The following is an 18459-nucleotide window of genomic DNA, read 5'->3' as shown; positions in this document are numbered from 1 at the left end:
GAAACAGGCGGTCACCATGACGAACCATGTACACACGCGCAGAACCGCGCTGGCGCTCGGCGGGAGCACGCTGGCCGGCCTGCTGCTGGCGGGCTGCGGCGGCACGGCCACGGCCGGCAAGGTCTCGGGCAAGCCGGTCAGCGGCGGATCCCTCCTCGTGGGCCTCGACGGGGAGCCCACCGTCGGCTTCGACCCGCATGTGGCCCAGGCCTACTTCGACCAGCAGATCGTCGCGCAGTTCTACGAGGGCCTGTTGAGCCTGGACAGCAAGGGCAAGGTGCAGCCCGGCCTCGCCAAGAGCTACCAGCAGGTGAACCCCACGACCTACCGTTTCACGCTCCGCGACGGGGTGACCTTCCACGACGGCAGCAAGCTGACCACCGATGACGTGATCTTCAGCCTGAAGCGGCTGATGGATCCCGCGATCAAGTCGCCGTACACCCAGCAGTACAAGATCAAGACGGTGACCGCGGTGGACAGCAGCACGGTGGAGGTGAAGCTCAGCGCCCCCCAGCCGTCCCTGTACAACTTCCTGGCCCGCCCGTGGAGCGGCGCCGTCATGAGCCGGAAGTGGACGACGTCGCGCACCGGCAACCAGCTCAAGCAGTCGGAGAACGGCACCGGCCCCTTCGCCCTGAAGAAGTGGACGAAGGGCGTCTCCATCCAGCTCTCCGGATACCGCGGCTACTGGGAGAAGCCGAAGCCGTACCTCGACTCGGTCACCTACCGGCTCATCCCCGACGAGACCTCCCGGGTCGCCTCGCTGCGCTCGAACTCGGTCCAGCTGCTGTCCTTCCGCGACCTGCGCATGGTCGAGGACGTCAAGAGCACGAACGGCGTCACCGAGGCCAACGGGCCCCTCGTCTCCAGTGTCTGGCTCAACATGAACACCCTGAGCGGGCCGCTCGCCGACAAGCGGGTGCGGCAGGCGTTCAACCTCGCCATCGACCGCAACACCCTGATCAAGACCCTGGGCAGCGGCTCCGCCACCTTCGGCTACGTCATCCCGCCCCAGGACCCGTACGGCACCACCCCCACGGCCTCCGACCCGATGTACCAGCAGAACCAGTCCAAGGCCAAGGACCTGCTCAGGGCGGCGGGGCAGAGCAAGGTCAGCATCGAACTGCTCGCCCCCAGCGACCCGGCCTACGGCCCCGACATCTCCGCCATGGAGCTGATGAAGGCACAGCTGTCGAAGGTCGGCATCACCCTCAACCTGAAGCTCGTGCCGTTCGCGAGCATCGTGCCGCACGTGCTGGCCGGCGACTACGGCGACATGGTGATGATGACCAGTGTGCTCAACGCCGACCCGAGCCAGTACCTCGACCTGTGGTTCGCCAAGGGCAGCCCGGGGACCAAGGTCAAGGACCAGCACCTGTGGGACCTGATGGCCGCCGCGAAGGCCGAGGAGAACAACGCCAAGCGGGTGACGCTGTACCACCGGCTCGCCCAGTACATCGCCGACGAGGCCTACCTGCTGGTGCCCTACGCCAAGGCGGTGCGGGGCGAGGCGTGGAGCGACCGGCTGCACGGCTACCAGCCGGATGCCACGGCGACCCGCCTCAACCTGAAGAACGCGTGGCTGGTGCCGTGAAAGCCGACACCCTGACTCCCCCTCGGGCCGGTACCGAGGCCGACGACACGGGCCCGGTCCTCGATGTCTCGGGACTGCACATCGGATTCGGCGGCTCGGACGTGGTCTCCGGTGTGGACCTCCGCGTCGAACAGGGCGAAGTGGTCGGCCTGATCGGCGAGAGCGGCTGCGGCAAGTCCAGCGTGGCGCTCGCAGCCATGGGGCTGCTGGGCTCCGGTGCCTCCGTCCGGGCCGACCGGCTGACGGCCTGCGGCACGGATCTGCTGGGCAGCGGCCCCGCCGAGTTGGAGAGCCTGCGCGGCGACCGGGTGGCCATGGTCTTCCAGGAGCCCATGACCTCCCTCAACCCGTGCATGCGGGTCGGCGCGCAGGTCGCCGAGGTGCTGCGGATCCACGGCAAGGCAGGCCGGCGGGAGGCCCGGGAACGGGCGGTGGAACTGCTGCGCCTCGTGGAGATCCCCTCGCCCGAGCGCCGGGCCCGGCAGTTCCCGCACGAACTGTCCGGCGGCATGCGGCAGCGCGTCGTCATCGCCATCGCGATGGCCGGCAACCCGCGGCTGCTGCTGGCCGACGAACCGACGACCGCGCTGGACGTCACCGTGCAGGCCGAGATCCTGCGCCTGCTGCGCTCGCTCCAGGAGGAGCACGGCATGGGGATGCTGCTCATCTCGCACGACCTCGGTGTCATCACCGCCATGTGCAGTCGCGTGCAGGTGATGTACGCCGGTCAGGCGGTCGAGTCCGGCACCGTCGACCAGGTGCTGAACGCGCCCCGGCACCCCTACACGCGTGCGCTGCTCGCGGCGGTACCGCGGACGAGGGACGGCGACCGTACCCCGCTGACCGCGATCCGCGGCCAGCTCACCGACGACGCCCGCCGGGTGCCCGGCTGCCGCTTCGCGGCGCGCTGCCCGAGTGCCGCCGACGCCTGCACCGCCCCGCAGCCGCTGCGGCCCGTCGGTGACGGGTGGGTGTCGCGCTGCTGGCGCGACGTGGAGGACGCCCCGACGGCGGCCGGAGGAAACGATGAGTGAAGCGCAGCCGGACCGGACCGTGGGCGAGCCGCTGCTCGAACTCTCCGGTATCGGGCACGAGTTCGGCGGCCGCCCGGGCCGTTCCGGTGTCCGGGCGGTCGACGACATCTCGCTCACCCTGAACCCCGGCGAGACGGTCGGCCTGGTCGGCGAGTCGGGCTGCGGCAAGAGCACGCTGGGCCGGATCGCGACCCGGTTGTACCGGCCCACTCGCGGCGCGGTGCGCTTCGAGGGCAGGGACATGACGCACCAGCCGAGGAGTGCCGACCTGAGGGCCTTCCGGCGTGCGGTGCAGATGGTGTTCCAGGATCCCAACGGCTCGCTCAACCCGCGGCTGCCGGTCGGCTCCAGCATCGAGGAACCGCTGCGCGCCCGGGGCGTACCGCGCGCCGACCGGCGTACCCGCCTGGCGCAGGTGCTGGAGGAGGTCGGCCTCGACGCGGCGGCAGCCGGCCGCTACCCGCACGAGTTCTCCGGCGGCCAGCGCCAACGGCTGGCACTGGCCCGCGCGTTGGCCCCGCGGCCGTCCGTCATCGTCCTGGACGAGCCGACGTCGGCACTCGACGTCTCCATCCAGGCGCAGATCCTCAACCTCCTCCAGGAGATCCAACAGCGCGACCGCATCGCCTACCTGTTCATCTCGCACAACCTCGGTGTGGTCCGCCATCTCAGCGAACGGGTCGCCGTGATGTACCTCGGGTCGATCGTCGAGATCGCCCCGTCGCGGGAGCTGTTCGAGGCTCCGCAGCACCCTTACTCCATGGCGCTGCTCTCCTCCGTCCTGGAGCCGGGCGCCGACGCCGAGCCGGGCGAACGGATCGTCCTCAAGGGCGAACTGCCCTCGCCCGCGGACGTGCCTGCCGGCTGTCCCTTCTCCTCCCGCTGCTGGCTGGCCGACGACCGCTGTCGCAGCGAACGCCCCGCACTCACCGAACAGGCGCCGGGCCATCTGACTGCGTGCCACAAACCAGGGAGTCACTGATGACGGACACGCTGCGCCGCGGCTACGTATCGAGCCGTTTCGGTCAGCTGCACTATGTCGAATGCGGCACGGGCGAACCGGTGCTGATGCTCCATCAGACGCCTCGTTCCTGGACCGAGTACCTGGAGGTACTGCCACGGGTCGGGGCCGTGCACCGGGCCATCGCCATGGACACCCTGGGCTTCGGATCCTCCGCGAAACCCGACGGGCCCCACACGATCGAGCGGTGGGCCGACGCGGCCGACGCGTTGATCGAGGAACTCGGCCTGGAGCGCTTCCATCTCGTCGGCCACCACACCGGCGGGGTGATCGCGGTGGAGCTCGCCGCGCGTCACCAGAAGCGGGTCGCGAGTCTGTTCCTGTCCGCCACCCCCTTCATCGACGAGGAGAAACGACGTACGGCGGACCAGCGCAAACCGGTCGACCACGTCGTCCCGAAGCCCGACGGCTCGCACCTGCTGGAGCTGTGGAACCACCGACGCGCCTTCTACCAGGACGGCGAGGAGGCCGCCCTCAACCGGTTCATGATCGACGCGTTGACCGTGCTGGACCGGGTGGAGGAGGGACACGTGGCGGTACGGGGCTCGATGATGGACCGGCGCCTGCCCCTCGTCACCGCCCGTACCCTCGCCGTCTGCGCCTCCGGCGACCACTACTCGATGCCGGGGCTGGAGAGGTTCGCGGAGGCGATCGGCTGCGAGACACGGGTCATCCCCGGGGGGCATGTCCCGGTGCCGGAGCAGCTCCCCGAGGAGTTCTCCCGGCACGTCATCGAATGGGTGGCGGCGGAATGACCACCGTCAGCGATGTCCGGGCGGCCGACGAGCGGCCCAACTCGGTGCTCGGCAAGGTGAGTCTCATCCTGTCCGCCTTCGGGGACGACGACTTCTCGCTCGGCCTGGCCGAGCTGACATCCCGTACCGGCATCGCCAAGGCCACCGTCCACCGGCTCTGCCGGGAACTCGTCGCCACCGACTTCCTGGAACGAGACGGCTGCAACTACCGCCTGGGCGTGCGGCTTTACACGATGGGCCTGCGCTCACCCCACCAGCGCACCCTGCGTGAGGCGGCCAGGCCCGTCATCGAGAACCTCGCCCAGAGCCTCGACAACGCCGTCATCCTGGCGATACCGCACGACTCCGGGCTGCTGTGCGTCGAGAGCCTCGGCACCCACCGCAACCGGGCCCGCTCCACCGCCGGCGGCCGGCGTCTGCAGTTGCACAGCACCGCCGCGGGCAAGCTCACCCTCGCCCTGCTCCCCGAGCAGTACCCGCTCGCGCGGATCCTCCCCCTGACGGTCCGCTGCACCCCGCACACGCTCGGACCCGCCCAACTGCCCGGCGAACTCAGGCGTATCCGGGAGCAGGGCCACGCCGTCGAGGTTGAGGAGAAACGCCTCGGCTACCTCGCGGTCGCGGTGCCCGTACGCGGCGCCGGCGACGCCTACCTGGGCGCGCTGTCGGTCATCGCCCCCACGGCGGACAGCAGGATCTCCCGGCTGCTCCCGGCCCTGACCCGGGCGTCGAGCATCATCACGGCGCGACTCGCCCGGTACGAGTCCCTCCTCGTTCCGCTGTGAGGGCGGCCACCGCACCGCCTGCGACCAGGGCCGCCACGAAGCCCGCGGGATTGTCGCGCATCATGTGGTGGCCCGCGTCGGGGACCTCGACGACCGGGATGCCGGCCGCCCGGACCGCGTGTTCGTCCTCGTACGGGCGGCTGCGGATGCCGAGCAGCATGACCCGGGGCTGCGGAAGACCGAAGAAGATCTCCGCCGTCCCTGGAGTGGTACCGGCCACCAGGCTCACCGCGCTGCGGTGCAGGATCGCCGGGTCCGCCACGCGCACCCGTGCCGCGTAGTCGGGCTCCAGCCCCGCCAGTACGGTACGGAATCCATGGCTGACGAAGTCCTCCTCCCGATGGGCCGCGATGGCCGCGCTGTACAGCCCGCCGCCGGCCCGCAGGTTGGGCTCGGCCACGACGACCCGCGAGGCCAGCTCCGGGCGCGCCGCGGCGAGGACGATCGCGATGCTCCCGCCCATCGAGTGCCCGATGAGGACGGCGTCCCTGATCCCGCAGTGGTCCAGGACGGCGGCGACCGTCTCGGCATGGGCCTCCAGCGTGCCCGGGAACGTCTGCGGACGGTCGCTGAACCCGTGCCCGAGGAGGTCGACGACCACCGCCCGCCGGCCGTGGAGGCCGGGATGCGTGACGGTCCCGGCGAAGTCGGCGGAGCCGGCGCACCCCAGCCCGTGGATGTACACCTGTGCGGGGCCCTCGCCCGGGATGTCGATCCAGCGCAGGTGACCGCCGGCCGTGGGGATGTAGGTGGATCGCATCAGTGCTCCTCAGCAGGTGTCGGGCAGCGGGAAGCCGGCGGGTTCGCCGGTGCCGTCCTCATCGCCACAGACGTCTGTCGTCCGGCACCCCGGCGAGGCGGTCGGCCGGGGCGTGGGTCTCCCGGGGTTCCCGCAACGGCACGACGCCGACGCACCGGCCGTCCCGGTCCAGCAGCCGTCCCATGTGCTTGACCGTGCGCAGCACCACCGAGCGGTCGTCGATCACGAGGCGGGGCAGCCGCCGCGACAGGTGTGCCTCGAAGGTGTGCACGTCGGCCAGCGCGCGCAGCCACACGTCGATCACCAGGTTGTGCGGGCCCGCGGTGATCGCGCACGACCGGACCTCCCGTACACCGGACAGCACGCGGCTGGTCTCCTCCAGGTACTGGGCGGGGACGGACGCGAAGTACACCGCGGACAGCGGCCAGCCCGACAGCGGCCTGGCCAGGTCGCAGCGCAGGCTCACCCGCGAGACCAGCAGCGACTGGAGCCTGCGGCGCACCGTGGTGAGACCGACGCCGGTGGCGGTCGCCAGGGCGCGGATCGACATCCGGCCGTCGGAGCTGAGCAGTTCCAGGATCTGCGCGTCCAGGGCGTCCCAGGGCGCGCTGGTCCCCGTGCCCGCATCGGGCGGAACGTCCGACGCGTGGCTGGCCTCGATACGGGCGCACTGTGCCGCGTCCAGGCTGCGCAGCCGCCAGCGGCTCCCCTCGGTCGGGACACCGGTGGAGACGTGCGTACGCGTCGCCCGTACGCCTGGTGTCTGCTGGAAGAGCCGGGTGGTGAGGTGCGCCAGTTCGTCGAGATCCCTGGTCTGTACGGCGGTCACGACATCGCGTCCGCCGGCCGTGATCTTGACGTTGGCCACGGCGTGCTCGGCGGCGAGCGCGCGCGCCACGTCCTCCGCGACGCCCGGCTCGGTGTCGACCTCGACGATGCCCGTCACCACGATCCGGAAGTCGGACAGCCGCGGATAGGCGGTCACCCAGGCCAGGCCGGCCTCCTCCAGCCGCTGCCAACGCCGGGCGACCGTCACTGGATTGACGCCGAGCACGTCCCCCACCAGGGTCCACGGGGCCCGAGGGTGTATCTGCAGCGCGTGCACGACACCGCGGTCGAGTTCATCGAGGTCCGACGCAGCGAAATCCTGCGCCTCCTGGGACGGCGTATTCCTGCGTGCCCGACTGGAATCACGACCGGAAGCTGCACCGCAGCGCGGCGTTCTCTCGTCCATTGCAGACTCCCTTTCGCCTGTTCCTGACACCGAGGTGCCCGATACCGGGGTTCCTGATACCGAGGAGTGATTCGGCCCCACCATGACGGATGCCATGACGCAAGAGAGCTTGAGGACCGCGCTGCGAGTCGAGAACGCCCGCCTCATCGACGGTACCGGTGCCCTCCCGCTGGACGACGCCGTCATCGTCTCGGACGCGGACGGCACCCTCGCCTACGCCGGCCCGGCCGCAGGTGCCCCGCCGCTGCCCGGCGACACCGCCGCGGTCCGGATCATCGACGCGGGCGGCCGGACGGTTCTCCCCGGGTTCTTCGACTGCCACACCCATCTCGCGTACGCGCAGGGCTCGCCGCCCGGGCGGCGTGGCGAACTCGACCCGGTGCTGGTCACCTACGACACCGCGACCCGGCTCCGGCAGACCCTGGACGCCGGCATCACCACCGCCCGTGACCTGGGCGGACTGTCCACCGGTTTCCGTACCGCCGTCGAGACCGGCCGGATCGTCGGTCCCCGGCTGCACACCGCCGTCCGGATCATCAGCCACACCGGCGGACATGCCGACTTCCGGCTGCCGGACGGCACCGACCTCAGCGGCGGTGAGATGGCCGAACTGGCCGACACCGTGGACGAGTCCCGGCTCGCGGTACGCACGATGCTGCGCGCGGGCGCCGACGTGATCAAGATCTGCGCCACCGGCGGCATGGCCAGCCCCTACGACCAGCCCGAGGACGAGGGGCTGCTCGAAGAGGAGATCCGGGCCGTGGTGGACGAGTGCCGGCGGCACGGCGGCAAGCCGGTCGCCGCCCACGCCCAGGGCACCGCGGGCATCCTCAACGCCATCCACGGCGGCGTCACCAGCATCGAGCACGGCTACGGCCTGGACGAGCAGGCGCTGGACCTGGCGGGCGAGCGGGGGACCTTCCTGGTGCCGACCCTGTCCACGGTGTTCGCGGGGATCGACAAGGACATGATGCCCGCGCACCACTACCAGAAGAAGGTCCGCTGGTCGGGCATCACCAAGGAGAACATCGCCCGCGCCATCGAGCGGGGCGCCCGCATCGCGCTCGGCACCGACGCGGCCGTCTGCCCGCACGGCCAGAACCTGCTGGAGCTCAGCTATCTCGTGGAGCTGGGCATGGACCCCATGGCCGCCATCGTCGCCGGCACCCGCACCTCCGCCGAACTCCTGGGCCTCTCTGACCGGCTGGGCACGCTGGCCGCCGGCAGGACCGCCGATCTGGTCCTGTGCGAGGGCGACCCGCTCACGGACATCGGGGTGCTCGGCGATCCCGGGAACATCGTGTGCGTCGTCCAGGACGGCGTCGTACGCAAGGATCTTCTGCCGCCCACCGGACGCCGCTGACGTCCTCATGTGCCGGCCTTCCCGCTCCGGGCGGCGCAACGGAGGGCCGGCAGGACCGCGGCACCGACGGTCTCGATCAGTTCGGTGGGCGCGTCGTAGGAGCCGACGTGCTGCAGGAAGACATCGGTCACTCCCGACGCGCGCAGTGTGCGGAGCCGTTGCGTGATCTGTGCGGCCGTTCCGAACAGGCAGAACTCCTGGGCGAACCGGACGGCCGCGTCGTCGCTGATCCAGGCCGAACAGATCCTGACGGCCGCGTCCCAGTCCTCGGCGTGCACGAGGTCCGGGTAGACGCCTTCCACCGTCGCCGGGACGTCCACGTCGATCCCCGCGAGGGCGAGGAAGGGCGCGCCGCCGTTCTGCGCGATCGAGGCGCAGATCGGCTTGATCTGCCGGGCCTCGGCCGCGATGTCGTCGGTCACCGCGCAGAACGCGGAAACGGTCACCGGCAGTGCCTCGGCGTTCCGGCCGACCGCCTCGGCGCCTTCCCGCACCCGGGCGGTGGCGGCGGTCAGGGTCCGCGGTGAGACACCGCTGAGCAGGATGACACCGTCGGCGATCTCACCGGCCAGGCGCAGGTTCCGCGGCCCGCTCGCGGCCAGACGGATCGGCACCGAGGGCTGGGGATCGCGCAGCCGGGAGCGGGCCCTGCCGTCGAAGTCCCACTCGTGCCCGTCCAGCAGCGCGCGCAGCATGCCCAGTCCCTCGCGCAGTTGTGCCGCGTTGGTCTGCCGCAGGCCGACGGGCGCCACGGAGCTGTTGCCCACGCCGAGGCCGAGGGTGAACCTGCCGGGCGCGAGTTCGGCCACGCTGCGGGCGGCCGAGGCGACGACGGACGGGTGCCGGGTCGCCACGTTGGTGACGGCGGTGCCGAGGCCGATCCGCTCGGTGCCCAGGGCGGCGGCGGTCAGCGTCGTGAACACGTCCCGCCACAGCAGCTGCGAGTCGGGGAACCACACCTGGTCGAACGCGAGTTCCTCGGCCCGCCGTACGGTTCGGGCCACCCGGTCCGCCCGGTCGCACGGAGGGACGCGCACCCCGATCCGCAGCGGGCCCTTGTCCGTGCTCACCGGTACGTCTGGAAGAACGCTCATGGACAGCACCCTAGGAAGGACCCGGCTGCCGCCGAACGTCCGCGGTCCGTTGAGCGATCCGCTTCCATCGGTACGTGAACGGGGCCCCGTTCACGCGAGGATGATCCGGAGTTCCGCCCGTCATGCCCTCAGGCCCGATCGACACCCGTCGTCATGCGTCCCCGTAGGCCTCCCCGCCCAGTTCGAAGCCGGCCGTTCCCGCCGTCGCGTCGGCCAGCCACGCACGGAAGGCGTCCACCTCGGCGTCCGGCAGCCCGATCTCGATGGTGACCGCCTCGCCGTAACGGACGTCGCGGACCTCACGGCCGGTGGCGCGCAGGTCGTTCTGGACCTTGCCGGCCCGCTGGTGGTCGACGGTCACCGTGGCCAGCCGGAAGCGGCGGCGGGTGATCGCGCCGAGGGTGTCGAGGGCCTCGCCGACCGCGCCGCCGTACGCGCGGATGAGTCCGCCGGCGCCGAGCTTGACCCCGCCGTAGTAGCGGGTGACGACGGCGACGACGTACCGCATGTCGCGGCGCAGCAGCATCTGGAGCATGGGGACGCCTGCGGTGCCGCCCGGTTCGCCGTCGTCGCTCGCCTTCTGCGTGGAGGCGTCGGCGCCGATGACGTAGGCCCAGCAGTTGTGGGTGGCGTCGGCGTGCTCCTTGCGGACGCGCGCGACGAAGTCCTGGGCCTCCTGCTCGGTGGCCGCCGGGGCGAGGGCGCACAGGAAGCGGGAGCGGTTGACCTCGGTCTCGTGGGTGCCGGCGCGGGCGACTGTGCGGTACTCGTCCTGCATCCGCCCACCCTATGCGGACGCCTGTCAGTCCTTCTCCCCGCGCGGCACCGTCACCCCCGTCAGCAGTGCCGTCCCCGGGCCAAGCGCCGCCCATCGCGTCCCGTGCCAGGCCAGGACGGCGATCGCCGACGTCGGGAACTTCCTCCGCACCTGCTCCAGGGTGTCGTCCAGGCCGTCCCCCGCCAGTTCCAGGACCAGTTCCTCCAGTCCCGGGTTGTGCCCGACCAGCAGCAGCGTCTCCACCTCGGCCGGGGCCTCGCGCACCACCTCCAGGAGGTCGGGCACGCCGGCCGCGTACACCCGGTGATCGTGGCGCACCGGCGGTGGTGTGCCCCACTGGGCGGAGGCCAGGTCCCAGGTCTGCCGGGCGCGTACCGCGGTGGAGCAGACCGCGAGGTCGGGCAGGCAGTCGGACGCGGCCAGGGCGCGGCCGGCGGCGGGCGCGTCCCGGCGGCCGCGGGCCGCGAGCGGGCGCAGCCGGTCGGGGACGCCCTCGGGCCAGGCCGACTTGGCGTGCCGCAGGACGACCAGGCGGCGCAGTGGTCCCACGCCCGCGCGGGCGGTCACGCGGCGCTCCCGAGGTCGCGGGTGAGGTCGAGGGCGAGCAGCCGGTCGGCGTAGGCGCAGGTCTCGAAGCGGGCGCCGTCGGGGATTTCGGGCTGGTTCTCCATCCAGCGCAGGACGCCCAGCACCCCGGGCACGTCGAGGTCGCCTTCCCAGGCGTCCCGCAGCCGTCCCCGCACCTTCTCGGGCACCGGCCGCGAGGGGCTGCGCGCCCAGCGGGCCACGGCCTGCCGCAGTCGCCCGAGCCGCCGCCCTGCCGCGTCGAGGGCGCCGGCACCGAGGTGGACGGCCGTACCGCGCGGGGCGTCGAGAAGGGCGAGCCGGAGTGCGGCGGGGTCGGCGAGCCCGTTGAGGACGCCGGCGTCGGGGCCGCCGGCCGGGGCTACGGCGACGGTCAGCCCGGAGCCGGGCACGGTCATGCCCTCCGCCACCACGTGGACGACCTGGGCCTCGCCCAGTCCCGAGGAGAGGTCGCGGCCGTCCTCGAAGGGACGGATGCCGAGGGTGGTGGCGGCGGCGTGCAGCTCGGCCTGGTGGTGGTCGGCGGTGAGCAGGGGCAGGACCGGGGTGCCGCCGATCTCCAGGGCGCGCAGGAGCAGGTCGGTGGTGAGCAGGACCCGCAGCGCCGTCAGGTCGTACCCGGAGGCATGGGCCTCGATGCGGGTCAGGGCACGGCGGGCGGGGGCGGCGGGGACGGTCTCACCGGTCTTGGCGTCGAGGATGCGCAGCACGGGCTGAGCGTAGGCGGGTGAGAGGCCGTACGCAGGCACCTTGCGCCGATTCCGGTCACCGTGGCGGGACATGCGGGACATGGGACACCTTCCGCCGCGACGACCGTCCCGACGGGATCGCGCGGGCCACCCCTCCTGCCCAAGCGCACCGCTCGCACCTGCCTCGGGGCACCGCTCGCACCACTCACCCCCTCCGGACGTGCTGTGATGGGCTTCACCGTAAACATGAGGCCCCCCTCGAGTACGCTGGGCAGCGCCGAACATGAGGACCCCCTCAGGATGTCCCCCACAGCTCGGCACCGGCTGATCCGGAATCTCCGGATCGCACAAGACATGACAGCGCCCGCCACGTCGGCGGAATCGCAGCACCTCACAAGGAATTGACTATGAACACGTGGATCAGGCGCGTCTCGATCGCCATTGCTTCTACCGCAGTGGCGGGCGGAGTCCTCCTCGGAGCCGGCGGCTCGGCGTCGGCGGCGACGGCCTCGGGACCCGCGGAGCACACGCGCTTCTCCGTCGCCGTCCTCGCCACCGGCGGCGACCGTGACGGCCAGCGCGAGGACGGATACGAGAGCGGCCACCACGGGGAACAGGACGACGGCTGGGACGCCCCCCGCGGCTGGTCCAGGAACGACGACCGGCACGACCACCGCTCGCAGGAAGAGCGCTGGGACGGCCGCCACCTGTACGTCTGGGACGGGCACCGTTGGCAGGAGACGACGACGCGGCACGGGGTCAGCGTCAGTGTCGACCGCTGGTACCTGGACCAGGTCGCCTGGTATCTGCACCAGAGCTGATGCGACCGCAGACCGTCACGGTCGGTGTGACGAGCCGCGACGACGTGGCCGGGGGTCACGTCGTCGCGGCTCGTCGAACCGACCGCGCGCCGGGCCGGCATCGGGTCCGGTCCGATGAAATCGCTTCCTGGCCGAACGGGGCCGAGACGCAGGAACCGCGTGGACCGCTCTCGTTTTCAGGCGCTTCCGGTCGCACCGGCGATGCCACCACGTCCCGCGCCTCGGAGCACCCGGGCGGCGATCGTGGCGCCGGGCGAGCGGGATGCGGGAGTGAGGGACAGTGAGATCGGTCAGAACCGTGGCGTACGAGCTGCCCGTGCAGTTCGTCGTGTCACACGATCTGTCGGTGCCGATGTATGCGGAACTGCGGTACGAAGCGGACGACCCCTACGCCGTCCGCGCCGTCTTCCACCCCCCGGGCGAGGGCCGGACGGTCGAGTGGTTCTTCAGTCGCGACATGCTGACTCAGGCCCTGAGCGAGCACACCGGGCACGGAGACGTGCTCATGTGGCCGGCCGCCGACCCGGGACTCGACGTGGTGTTCGTCGCCCTGCGCTCACCCGCGGGATCGGCCCTGCTCGAGTTCCCCGCGCAGGGCGTGGATTCCTTCCTGCACGAGACGTGGTCCGTGGTGCCGCCGGGGACCGAATCCAGCCGGCTCGACCTGGACGCGGAGCTGGCACAGTTGCTGGCGGGAAACTGAACGCCTCCCCCGGACGGCGACGCCCCAGCGATCGCGAGTGAGCCCGGTGCCGACTGCGGCACCGGGCTCGCCGTGTGTCCCGTCGCCCGGGGACCTCACCTGCCGGGGCTCATGCCTCCTCGTCGCACTCGTGGCACTCCGCTTCGGGGCACTCGAGAGTGGTGAGGGTCTGGTCGACCTGCTGGGGTGTCAGCGGGGGCTCCGGCAGCTCGTGGGCACACTGGGCGCGGAAGGCGTCGAGGAGCAGGTACAGGTGGCGGCGCCAGGCGTTGGGGGCGACGGCACGTGTGGCCTGGATGATCCCGGCCTGGGACCAGATCACGAAAGCGAGGTCTTCCGGGGTGACGTCGTCACGGAGGACGCCCTGCTCCTGGGCGTTGCGGAAGATCTGAGCGGCCCGCTCTCCCGCGCGCTCGAACATTCCCCTGGCGAGCGCGTGGAGCGGCAGCCGGGCCGAGACCAGGTCGTTGAAGGCGTGGTCGCAGGCCTGCAGTTCGCAGAGCTTTTCCAGGTAGTGGCAGAACCCTTCCCAGGCGTCGTCCATGGCCGCGGCCTCTTCGGCCGCGGTCAGCAGTTCCGTGAACTTCGCGGTGAAAAGCTCTTCGACCAGGTCGAGCCTGCGGGGGAAGTGCCGGTAGAGCGTCCCGATCGCGACGCCCGCCTCGCGGGCGACACCCTCCAGGGACGCGTCCAGCCCCTGCTCGGCGAAGGCCTTGCGGGCGGCGGCCACGATCGCGTCCCTGTTGCGCTGCGCGTCGCGGCGCAGCGGCTTGGCCGACACCGGGGGCGCGGACAGGACATGCTGGTGGCTCATGCATCCAGGCTAACATGAGGGACCCCTCGAATTCGGGATGTGACCCTGCTCACGACACGAACGCCGAGGCCCGCCCGACGGCCTCAGGGCGGTCTAGTAGTGCTGCGACCGGAAAGGTTCACCGGGTTCGGCCGTGTCCTAGGATCCTCTGGCTATGGGGGGATCTTTTCGTGACCGGTGGCGCCTGACTCGTGCCGTTGCTGTGGCGCTGGCCGCACTGGCCGTGATCGTGTTACTGGGCGTCGTGCTCCTGGTTCTTCCCGGGCTGATAGTCGACCACGACCTCGCAGGTGGCCACCTCGCTGCAGCGGACCGGTTGAACGCGGTGAACACCGTGCGCACCACGCTTCTGCAGACGGTTGGCGGTGCGGTCGTGCTGTTCGGCGCCTATGCCACGTGGCGGCAGCTGCGCGTCAGCCAGGACGGGCTGAACGCAACCCGAGAGGGGAACATCACCGATCGCTTCAGCCGGGCCGTGGATCAGCTCGGCAGTGACAAGCTGGACGTGCGGATCGGAGGCATCTACGCACTGTGGCGGATTGCGGATCATTCCGACCGCGACCGCGAGGCGGTCGTCTCCATCATGGCGGCGTATCTGCGGACACACCTTCCCTGGCCGCCGCAGGAACCCGCAGTCCCGGCGGCGGACGTGTCCATTAACTCGGTGCCCCCGTTGGAGACCCGCGCCGCGGACGCTCAGACGGCGCTGACCTGTCTCGGGGTCCTGTACCAGGAACGCCGTCCGGAGTGGCTCAACGTCAGCCTGACCGATCTGCGCCGAGCCGACTGTGACGGATTGTGGCTGCACGGAGTCAACTTCGACGGCGCATGCATGGAAGCGGCGAGCGTCTACCAGGTCGACCTGAGCAAGGCGTCACTGATCGCCGCCAACCTGCGGCATGCCGAACTCGGCACCTCCATTCTCCACCGGGTCCGCTGTCTGCAAGCCGATCTGCGCGGCGCACGCCTGGTCAAAGCCGACTTGAGGTCGGCGGACTTCTCCCGTGCGGACCTGCGGGAGGCGAAACTGCGCAAGGCCCGAGCCCAGGGCGCCGTGTTCGCCGGCGCGGACCTGCGGTTGGCCGACCTCCGGGGCTGCGACCTCACCGACGCAGACCTGCGAGAGGCGAGGATGGAAGGCGCGCTGGCGAGCGACCTTACGATCTGGCCGACCGGCTTCGACGCTCAAACAGCCGGCGTCGTTGTCACCGCGGACCCTGGCATCGAACCGGACAATCTGCTTCCGGCTGCCGCGCTCACGAGGCGAGTCCCGCTGCTGCAATCGGAGCCGATGCATGGTCCGTCAGCGTCGGCGAATTGAGCGACAAGGCAGCGCAGTCGATGGGCCGTCCGCCCCAGCGGATGCCCTTCTCGCTGCGGATGCGGGCGCGTTCCCTGCGCTGGGCGGCGAGCACGTCGGGGTGACGGGCATTGGCGTTGCGCCAGTGCAGGTAGCGGTGCAGGGCCTGGGTCTGCGCGGGATGGCTGCGGTGGTTCGAGTGGGCCAGGGTGAACTGCCGCAGCGGGCCGAAGTGCGCCTCTATCGGGTTGGCCCAGGAGGCGTAGGTCGGGGTGAAGCACAGTTCGACCTTGTTCTTCTTCGCCCAGCGGCGGATGTCCGCGCCGGTGTGGGCGGAGAGGTTGTCCAGAACGATATGGATCGGAGCGCCGTCGGGTCGGGCGGCACGGATCGACCAGCGGGTAAAAGGCTGGCCGAGCTTGGTGGGGCGGGTGGTGGCCCTCTGGACAACGAAGTCCTCGTCGTGAGGCTTGAGCAGGCGAGGACGGCCTCCCGTCCATCGAGGGTCCAGACAGGCCGGACCGATCTCGTTGAACCGGTGGATCACCTCGCGCACCGTGTCCTTTCGTCGGCCTGGACCAGCTGGGCGACCACCGGGACGCGGTTTCCGCCGGCGGACGCCAGCAGCACCATCGCCCGGCGATAGCGCACCGAGCTGGTACTGCCCCGGCGCACGATCTGCTGCAGCTTCTGCCCTTCCTGGTCGGTCAACCTGCGCAGGAGGACAGGCTCGGCCACCACACCCCCAACGGTCGGACGCACGTCACCGCACATCCAACCGCCACCCCGGCGAACCTTCCCGGTCAGACAGGTCCTAGCTCCCTTTCGGTGTCGCCGGCACGCGCAGCCACGCGAGGACCGCGGCGGCCAGGTAGGCGAGCGCTCCGATGGCCATGCTGGTGCGCAGCCCGGTGTTGTAGTCGGTGGCCGTGGCGAGCAGGCTGCCGCCGAGCGCGACGCTGGTGGCGCTGCCGATCTGGCGGGTGGTGTTGAACAGGGCGGAGGCGGCGCCCGAGTACGCCGAAGGCGCGGCCCCCATCACGGTGGCGGTCGAACCGGTGAGGGCGAAGGAGGTACCGAATCCCGCGGCCATCATCGGGGCCACCAGCAGCGGGTAGGCGGGGTCGGCCCCCGCCGCGGCCCAGCCGGCCAGCCCCAGGGCCGCCAGGAGCATGCCGGAGACCACCAGTGGACGATCGCCGGTGCGGCGGCTCAGCCGCCCGGACAGGACGGAGGCGAACATGGTCATCGCCACCGCCGGGAACAGCGCCAGCCCGGTGCCGAGGGCACTGAAGCCGCGCTGGTGCTGGAACTCCAGGCTGGCGGTGAACACCATGCCGTAGAAGCCGAAGTTGAACAGCAGGCCGATGGCGGCTCCACCGCTCATCGCACGAGAGCGCAGCAGGCTCGGCGGAAGGACGGGAGAGCGGGCCAGCCGCTCGCGCACCGCGAACGCCGCGGCGGCCAGCACGGCCAGGCCCACCCCGGCGAGAACAGCCGGATCGGACCAGCCCCGCCGGCCGGCCTCGTTGAGCGCGGCGGTCAGCAGCGCCACCGTCGCCACCACCGCGCACTGCGCCGGCCAGTCCAGGGCCCGGGCGGCGCGCCGGGGCGAGCGTGCCACATGCCGCAGCGTCAGCAGCAGGCAGGCCACGCCGACGGGCAGGTTGATGAGGAACACCCAGCGCCAGCCCATGGTGGAGACGAGCAGCCCGCCCAGCAGCGGGCCGGCGGCGGCCGCGATGCCCGCCATCGAACCCCACAGTCCGAAGGCCCGCGAGCGTGCGGCCGGCGCCTGGTAGGCCTGCTGGAGCAGGGCCAGGGAACCGGGCACGATCAGGGCCGCACCGAGCCCCTCCACCAGCCGGGCCGCGACCAGGAAGGGGGCGGTCGGCGCGAGCGCGCACGCGGCCGAGGACAGAGTGAACACCGCCACGCCCGAGCAGAAGACCCGACGGTTGCCCAGCCGGTCGCCCAGCGCGCCACCGGTCAGCAGGAACCCGGCGAAGACGAGGGTGTAGCCATCGGTGATCCACTGGATGCCGGTGAGCGAGGCCGACAGTTGCCGGCCGATCACCGGCACGGCGACGTTGATGGCCGTCACATCCAGGATCACCATGAAATACCCGGCGCACACCGCCAGCAGCGGCGCCCAGGAACGTCGCCCGGCCTCCGGGGCCGACTCGGCGGACGACATCGGCTCACCACCGCCGGCCGACTCCGTGAACGCCACGGCCCCAACTCCGTCCCATCCGCCGAGACACGACACCAAAAGCCACAATAAGTGACATATGTGCGGGTCTGCGTGATCACCCGGCGGCAGCTCCTGCACCCACGACCCCTGCCCGATCGGAACGGGTCCCCTTCGCGTATGACGTGACGTCACCGCCCCTTGGCGGACTCTGGAAGCAGTGCGGGCACGGTCCCGATGATCACGTGGGTGCCGGATCCGCCGGCCATCGAGCGAGTCCGCGCCCGACCCCGCACCACTCCTCCCCCGGCCGCGCCCGAGAGGAATCGCCGGAGGCGGCTCACGGTTGTCGCCGACAACAGTCTTCGTATCAACCTCAAGGAGCCCGGGCATGTACGGCGACGCAGACACGGTCCGCAAGATCCTCACCGAGCTGGGCGACACGTGGGCGGTCGTCGGCCTGTCCACGAACCAGCAGCGCCCGGCTTACGGCGTGGCCGCCGTCCTCCAGCGCTTCGGCAAGCGCGTCGTGCCGGTACACCCGAAGGCGGAGACGGTCCACGGCGAGGTGGGGTACCCCTCGCTCGACGCGATCCCCTTCGCAGTCGACGTGGTCGACGTGTTCGTCAACAGCGACCTCGCCGGCGCCGTGGCCGACGAGGCGGTCTCCATCGGTGCCAAGGCCGTCTGGTTCCAGCTCGGCGTGATCGACGAAGCCGCGTACGACCGCACCCGCGCCGCCGGCCTCGACATGGTCATGGACCACTGCCCCGCCATCGAGATCCCCCGGCTCGGCTGACCGACCCCGCGCCCCGGGTCGCGGACGAGGCGGCGCACGAGCGGGGGCGGACCGCCGGTCCGGTCCATGGCCATGACCGCTCGGCATGGCCATGGACCGCCGCCCAAGGCCATCAAAATTCCCCCACTCGAACCAGGAC

At 71.3% G+C, this 18459-nt stretch carries 18 protein-coding genes and 1 pseudogene; 10 read left to right on the top strand and 9 right to left on the bottom strand.

Translation table 11 applies throughout. The features are described from left to right. Positions 1-16 precede the first annotated feature (16 nt). Genes ACZ5K7_RS28625 through ACZ5K7_RS28605 form a run of 5 tightly spaced genes read left to right on the top strand, consistent with a single transcriptional unit; the run spans position 17 to position 5189 of the window. Positions 17-1594 (top strand): ABC transporter substrate-binding protein, encoded by a 1578-nt coding sequence (locus ACZ5K7_RS28625; protein WP_468917632.1) that lies wholly within the window; start codon positions 17-19, stop codon positions 1592-1594. Continuing rightward, the gene (locus ACZ5K7_RS28620; protein ID WP_468917629.1) at positions 1591-2628 is read left to right on the top strand and encodes an ABC transporter ATP-binding protein; all 1038 of its coding nucleotides are present in this window, start codon (positions 1591-1593) and stop codon (positions 2626-2628) included. The genes ACZ5K7_RS28625 and ACZ5K7_RS28620 overlap by 4 nt, the downstream gene beginning before the upstream one ends. After that, the gene (locus ACZ5K7_RS28615; RefSeq protein ID WP_351706010.1) at positions 2621-3610 is read left to right on the top strand and encodes an ABC transporter ATP-binding protein; all 990 of its coding nucleotides are present in this window, start codon (positions 2621-2623) and stop codon (positions 3608-3610) included. The genes ACZ5K7_RS28620 and ACZ5K7_RS28615 overlap by 8 nt, the downstream gene beginning before the upstream one ends. Then, entirely contained in the window at positions 3610-4404 is a 795-nt protein-coding gene (locus ACZ5K7_RS28610; RefSeq protein ID WP_468917627.1) for an alpha/beta fold hydrolase, read from the top strand. The genes ACZ5K7_RS28615 and ACZ5K7_RS28610 overlap by 1 nt, the downstream gene beginning before the upstream one ends. Beyond that, positions 4401-5189, top strand: coding sequence for an IclR family transcriptional regulator (locus ACZ5K7_RS28605; RefSeq protein ID WP_468917624.1), 789 nt, complete (start codon positions 4401-4403; stop codon positions 5187-5189). The genes ACZ5K7_RS28610 and ACZ5K7_RS28605 overlap by 4 nt, the downstream gene beginning before the upstream one ends. Here the strand turns inward: ACZ5K7_RS28605 and ACZ5K7_RS28600 are convergent. Both ACZ5K7_RS28600 and ACZ5K7_RS28595 read right to left on the bottom strand, forming a co-directional pair. Further along, positions 5143-5949: an alpha/beta fold hydrolase gene (locus tag ACZ5K7_RS28600; RefSeq protein WP_468917621.1), complete on the bottom strand. Its 807-nt coding sequence runs from the start codon at positions 5947-5949 to the stop codon at positions 5143-5145. The genes ACZ5K7_RS28605 and ACZ5K7_RS28600 overlap by 47 nt on opposite strands. Positions 5950-6007: 58 nt before the next feature. Next, entirely contained in the window at positions 6008-7183 is a 1176-nt protein-coding gene (locus ACZ5K7_RS28595; RefSeq protein WP_468917618.1) for an Lrp/AsnC family transcriptional regulator, read from the bottom strand. An 82-nt stretch (positions 7184-7265) separates the two neighbouring features. On the opposite strand from ACZ5K7_RS28595, the gene ACZ5K7_RS28590 reads away from it, so the two are divergent. Then, positions 7266-8546, top strand: a complete 1281-nt coding sequence (locus tag ACZ5K7_RS28590; RefSeq protein ID WP_351706025.1) for a metal-dependent hydrolase family protein — start codon at positions 7266-7268, stop codon at positions 8544-8546. A 5-nt stretch (positions 8547-8551) separates the two neighbouring features. Here ACZ5K7_RS28590 and ACZ5K7_RS28585 read toward each other — a convergent pair whose 3' ends face one another. The 4 genes from ACZ5K7_RS28585 to ACZ5K7_RS28570 form a co-directional block, all read right to left on the bottom strand. Continuing rightward, positions 8552-9640, bottom strand: a complete 1089-nt coding sequence (locus ACZ5K7_RS28585; RefSeq protein ID WP_468917614.1) for an LLM class flavin-dependent oxidoreductase — start codon at positions 9638-9640, stop codon at positions 8552-8554. 151 nt (positions 9641-9791) lie between these two features. Beyond that, positions 9792-10418, bottom strand: coding sequence for a YigZ family protein (locus tag ACZ5K7_RS28580; protein WP_450972762.1), 627 nt, complete (start codon positions 10416-10418; stop codon positions 9792-9794). Positions 10419-10442: 24 nt separating this feature from the next. Beyond that, entirely contained in the window at positions 10443-10985 is a 543-nt protein-coding gene (locus ACZ5K7_RS28575; protein ID WP_351706034.1) for a SixA phosphatase family protein, read from the bottom strand. Continuing rightward, positions 10982-11713 carry a hypothetical protein gene (locus ACZ5K7_RS28570; protein ID WP_351706037.1) on the bottom strand — a complete coding sequence of 244 codons (732 nt, stop codon included), beginning with the start codon at positions 11711-11713 and terminating at the stop codon, positions 10982-10984. The genes ACZ5K7_RS28575 and ACZ5K7_RS28570 overlap by 4 nt, the downstream gene beginning before the upstream one ends. A 386-nt stretch (positions 11714-12099) precedes the next feature. On the opposite strand from ACZ5K7_RS28570, the gene ACZ5K7_RS28565 reads away from it, so the two are divergent. Then, positions 12100-12513 (top strand): hypothetical protein, encoded by a 414-nt coding sequence (locus ACZ5K7_RS28565; protein WP_468917609.1) that lies wholly within the window; start codon positions 12100-12102, stop codon positions 12511-12513. A gap of 280 nt (positions 12514-12793) precedes the next feature. Then, the gene (locus ACZ5K7_RS28560) at positions 12794-13216 is read left to right on the top strand and encodes an SsgA family sporulation/cell division regulator (RefSeq protein ID WP_351706043.1); all 423 of its coding nucleotides are present in this window, start codon (positions 12794-12796) and stop codon (positions 13214-13216) included. 109 nt (positions 13217-13325) lie between these two features. Here ACZ5K7_RS28560 and ACZ5K7_RS28555 read toward each other — a convergent pair whose 3' ends face one another. Beyond that, on the bottom strand, positions 13326-14030 hold the full coding sequence (locus ACZ5K7_RS28555) for a TetR/AcrR family transcriptional regulator (RefSeq protein ID WP_468917606.1): 705 nt from the start codon (positions 14028-14030) through the stop codon (positions 13326-13328). Positions 14031-14232: 202 nt separating this feature from the next. Between ACZ5K7_RS28555 and ACZ5K7_RS28550 the strand changes: the two genes are divergently transcribed. Further along, positions 14233-15351 carry a pentapeptide repeat-containing protein gene (locus tag ACZ5K7_RS28550; RefSeq protein WP_468917603.1) on the top strand — a complete coding sequence of 373 codons (1119 nt, stop codon included), beginning with the start codon at positions 14233-14235 and terminating at the stop codon, positions 15349-15351. Between the two features lie 7 nt (positions 15352-15358). Here ACZ5K7_RS28550 and ACZ5K7_RS28545 read toward each other — a convergent pair. Together ACZ5K7_RS28545 and ACZ5K7_RS28540 are read right to left on the bottom strand one after the other, a co-directional pair. Next, positions 15359-16068 (bottom strand): annotated as a pseudogene (locus ACZ5K7_RS28545) (helix-turn-helix domain-containing protein); the annotation flags it as partial. A 76-nt stretch (positions 16069-16144) separates the two neighbouring features. Further along, positions 16145-17563: an MFS transporter gene (locus ACZ5K7_RS28540; RefSeq protein WP_468917601.1), complete on the bottom strand. Its 1419-nt coding sequence runs from the start codon at positions 17561-17563 to the stop codon at positions 16145-16147. Between the two features lie 349 nt (positions 17564-17912). On the opposite strand from ACZ5K7_RS28540, the gene ACZ5K7_RS28535 reads away from it, so the two are divergent. Further along, entirely contained in the window at positions 17913-18320 is a 408-nt protein-coding gene (locus ACZ5K7_RS28535) for a CoA-binding protein (RefSeq protein ID WP_468917598.1), read from the top strand. Positions 18321-18459 lie beyond the last annotated feature (139 nt).

Source organism: Streptomyces sp. NPDC031497 (genome assembly GCF_055580905.1).
The sequence above is the reverse complement of the archived record's forward strand: the minus strand, read 5'-3'. Positions and strand labels throughout refer to the sequence as shown.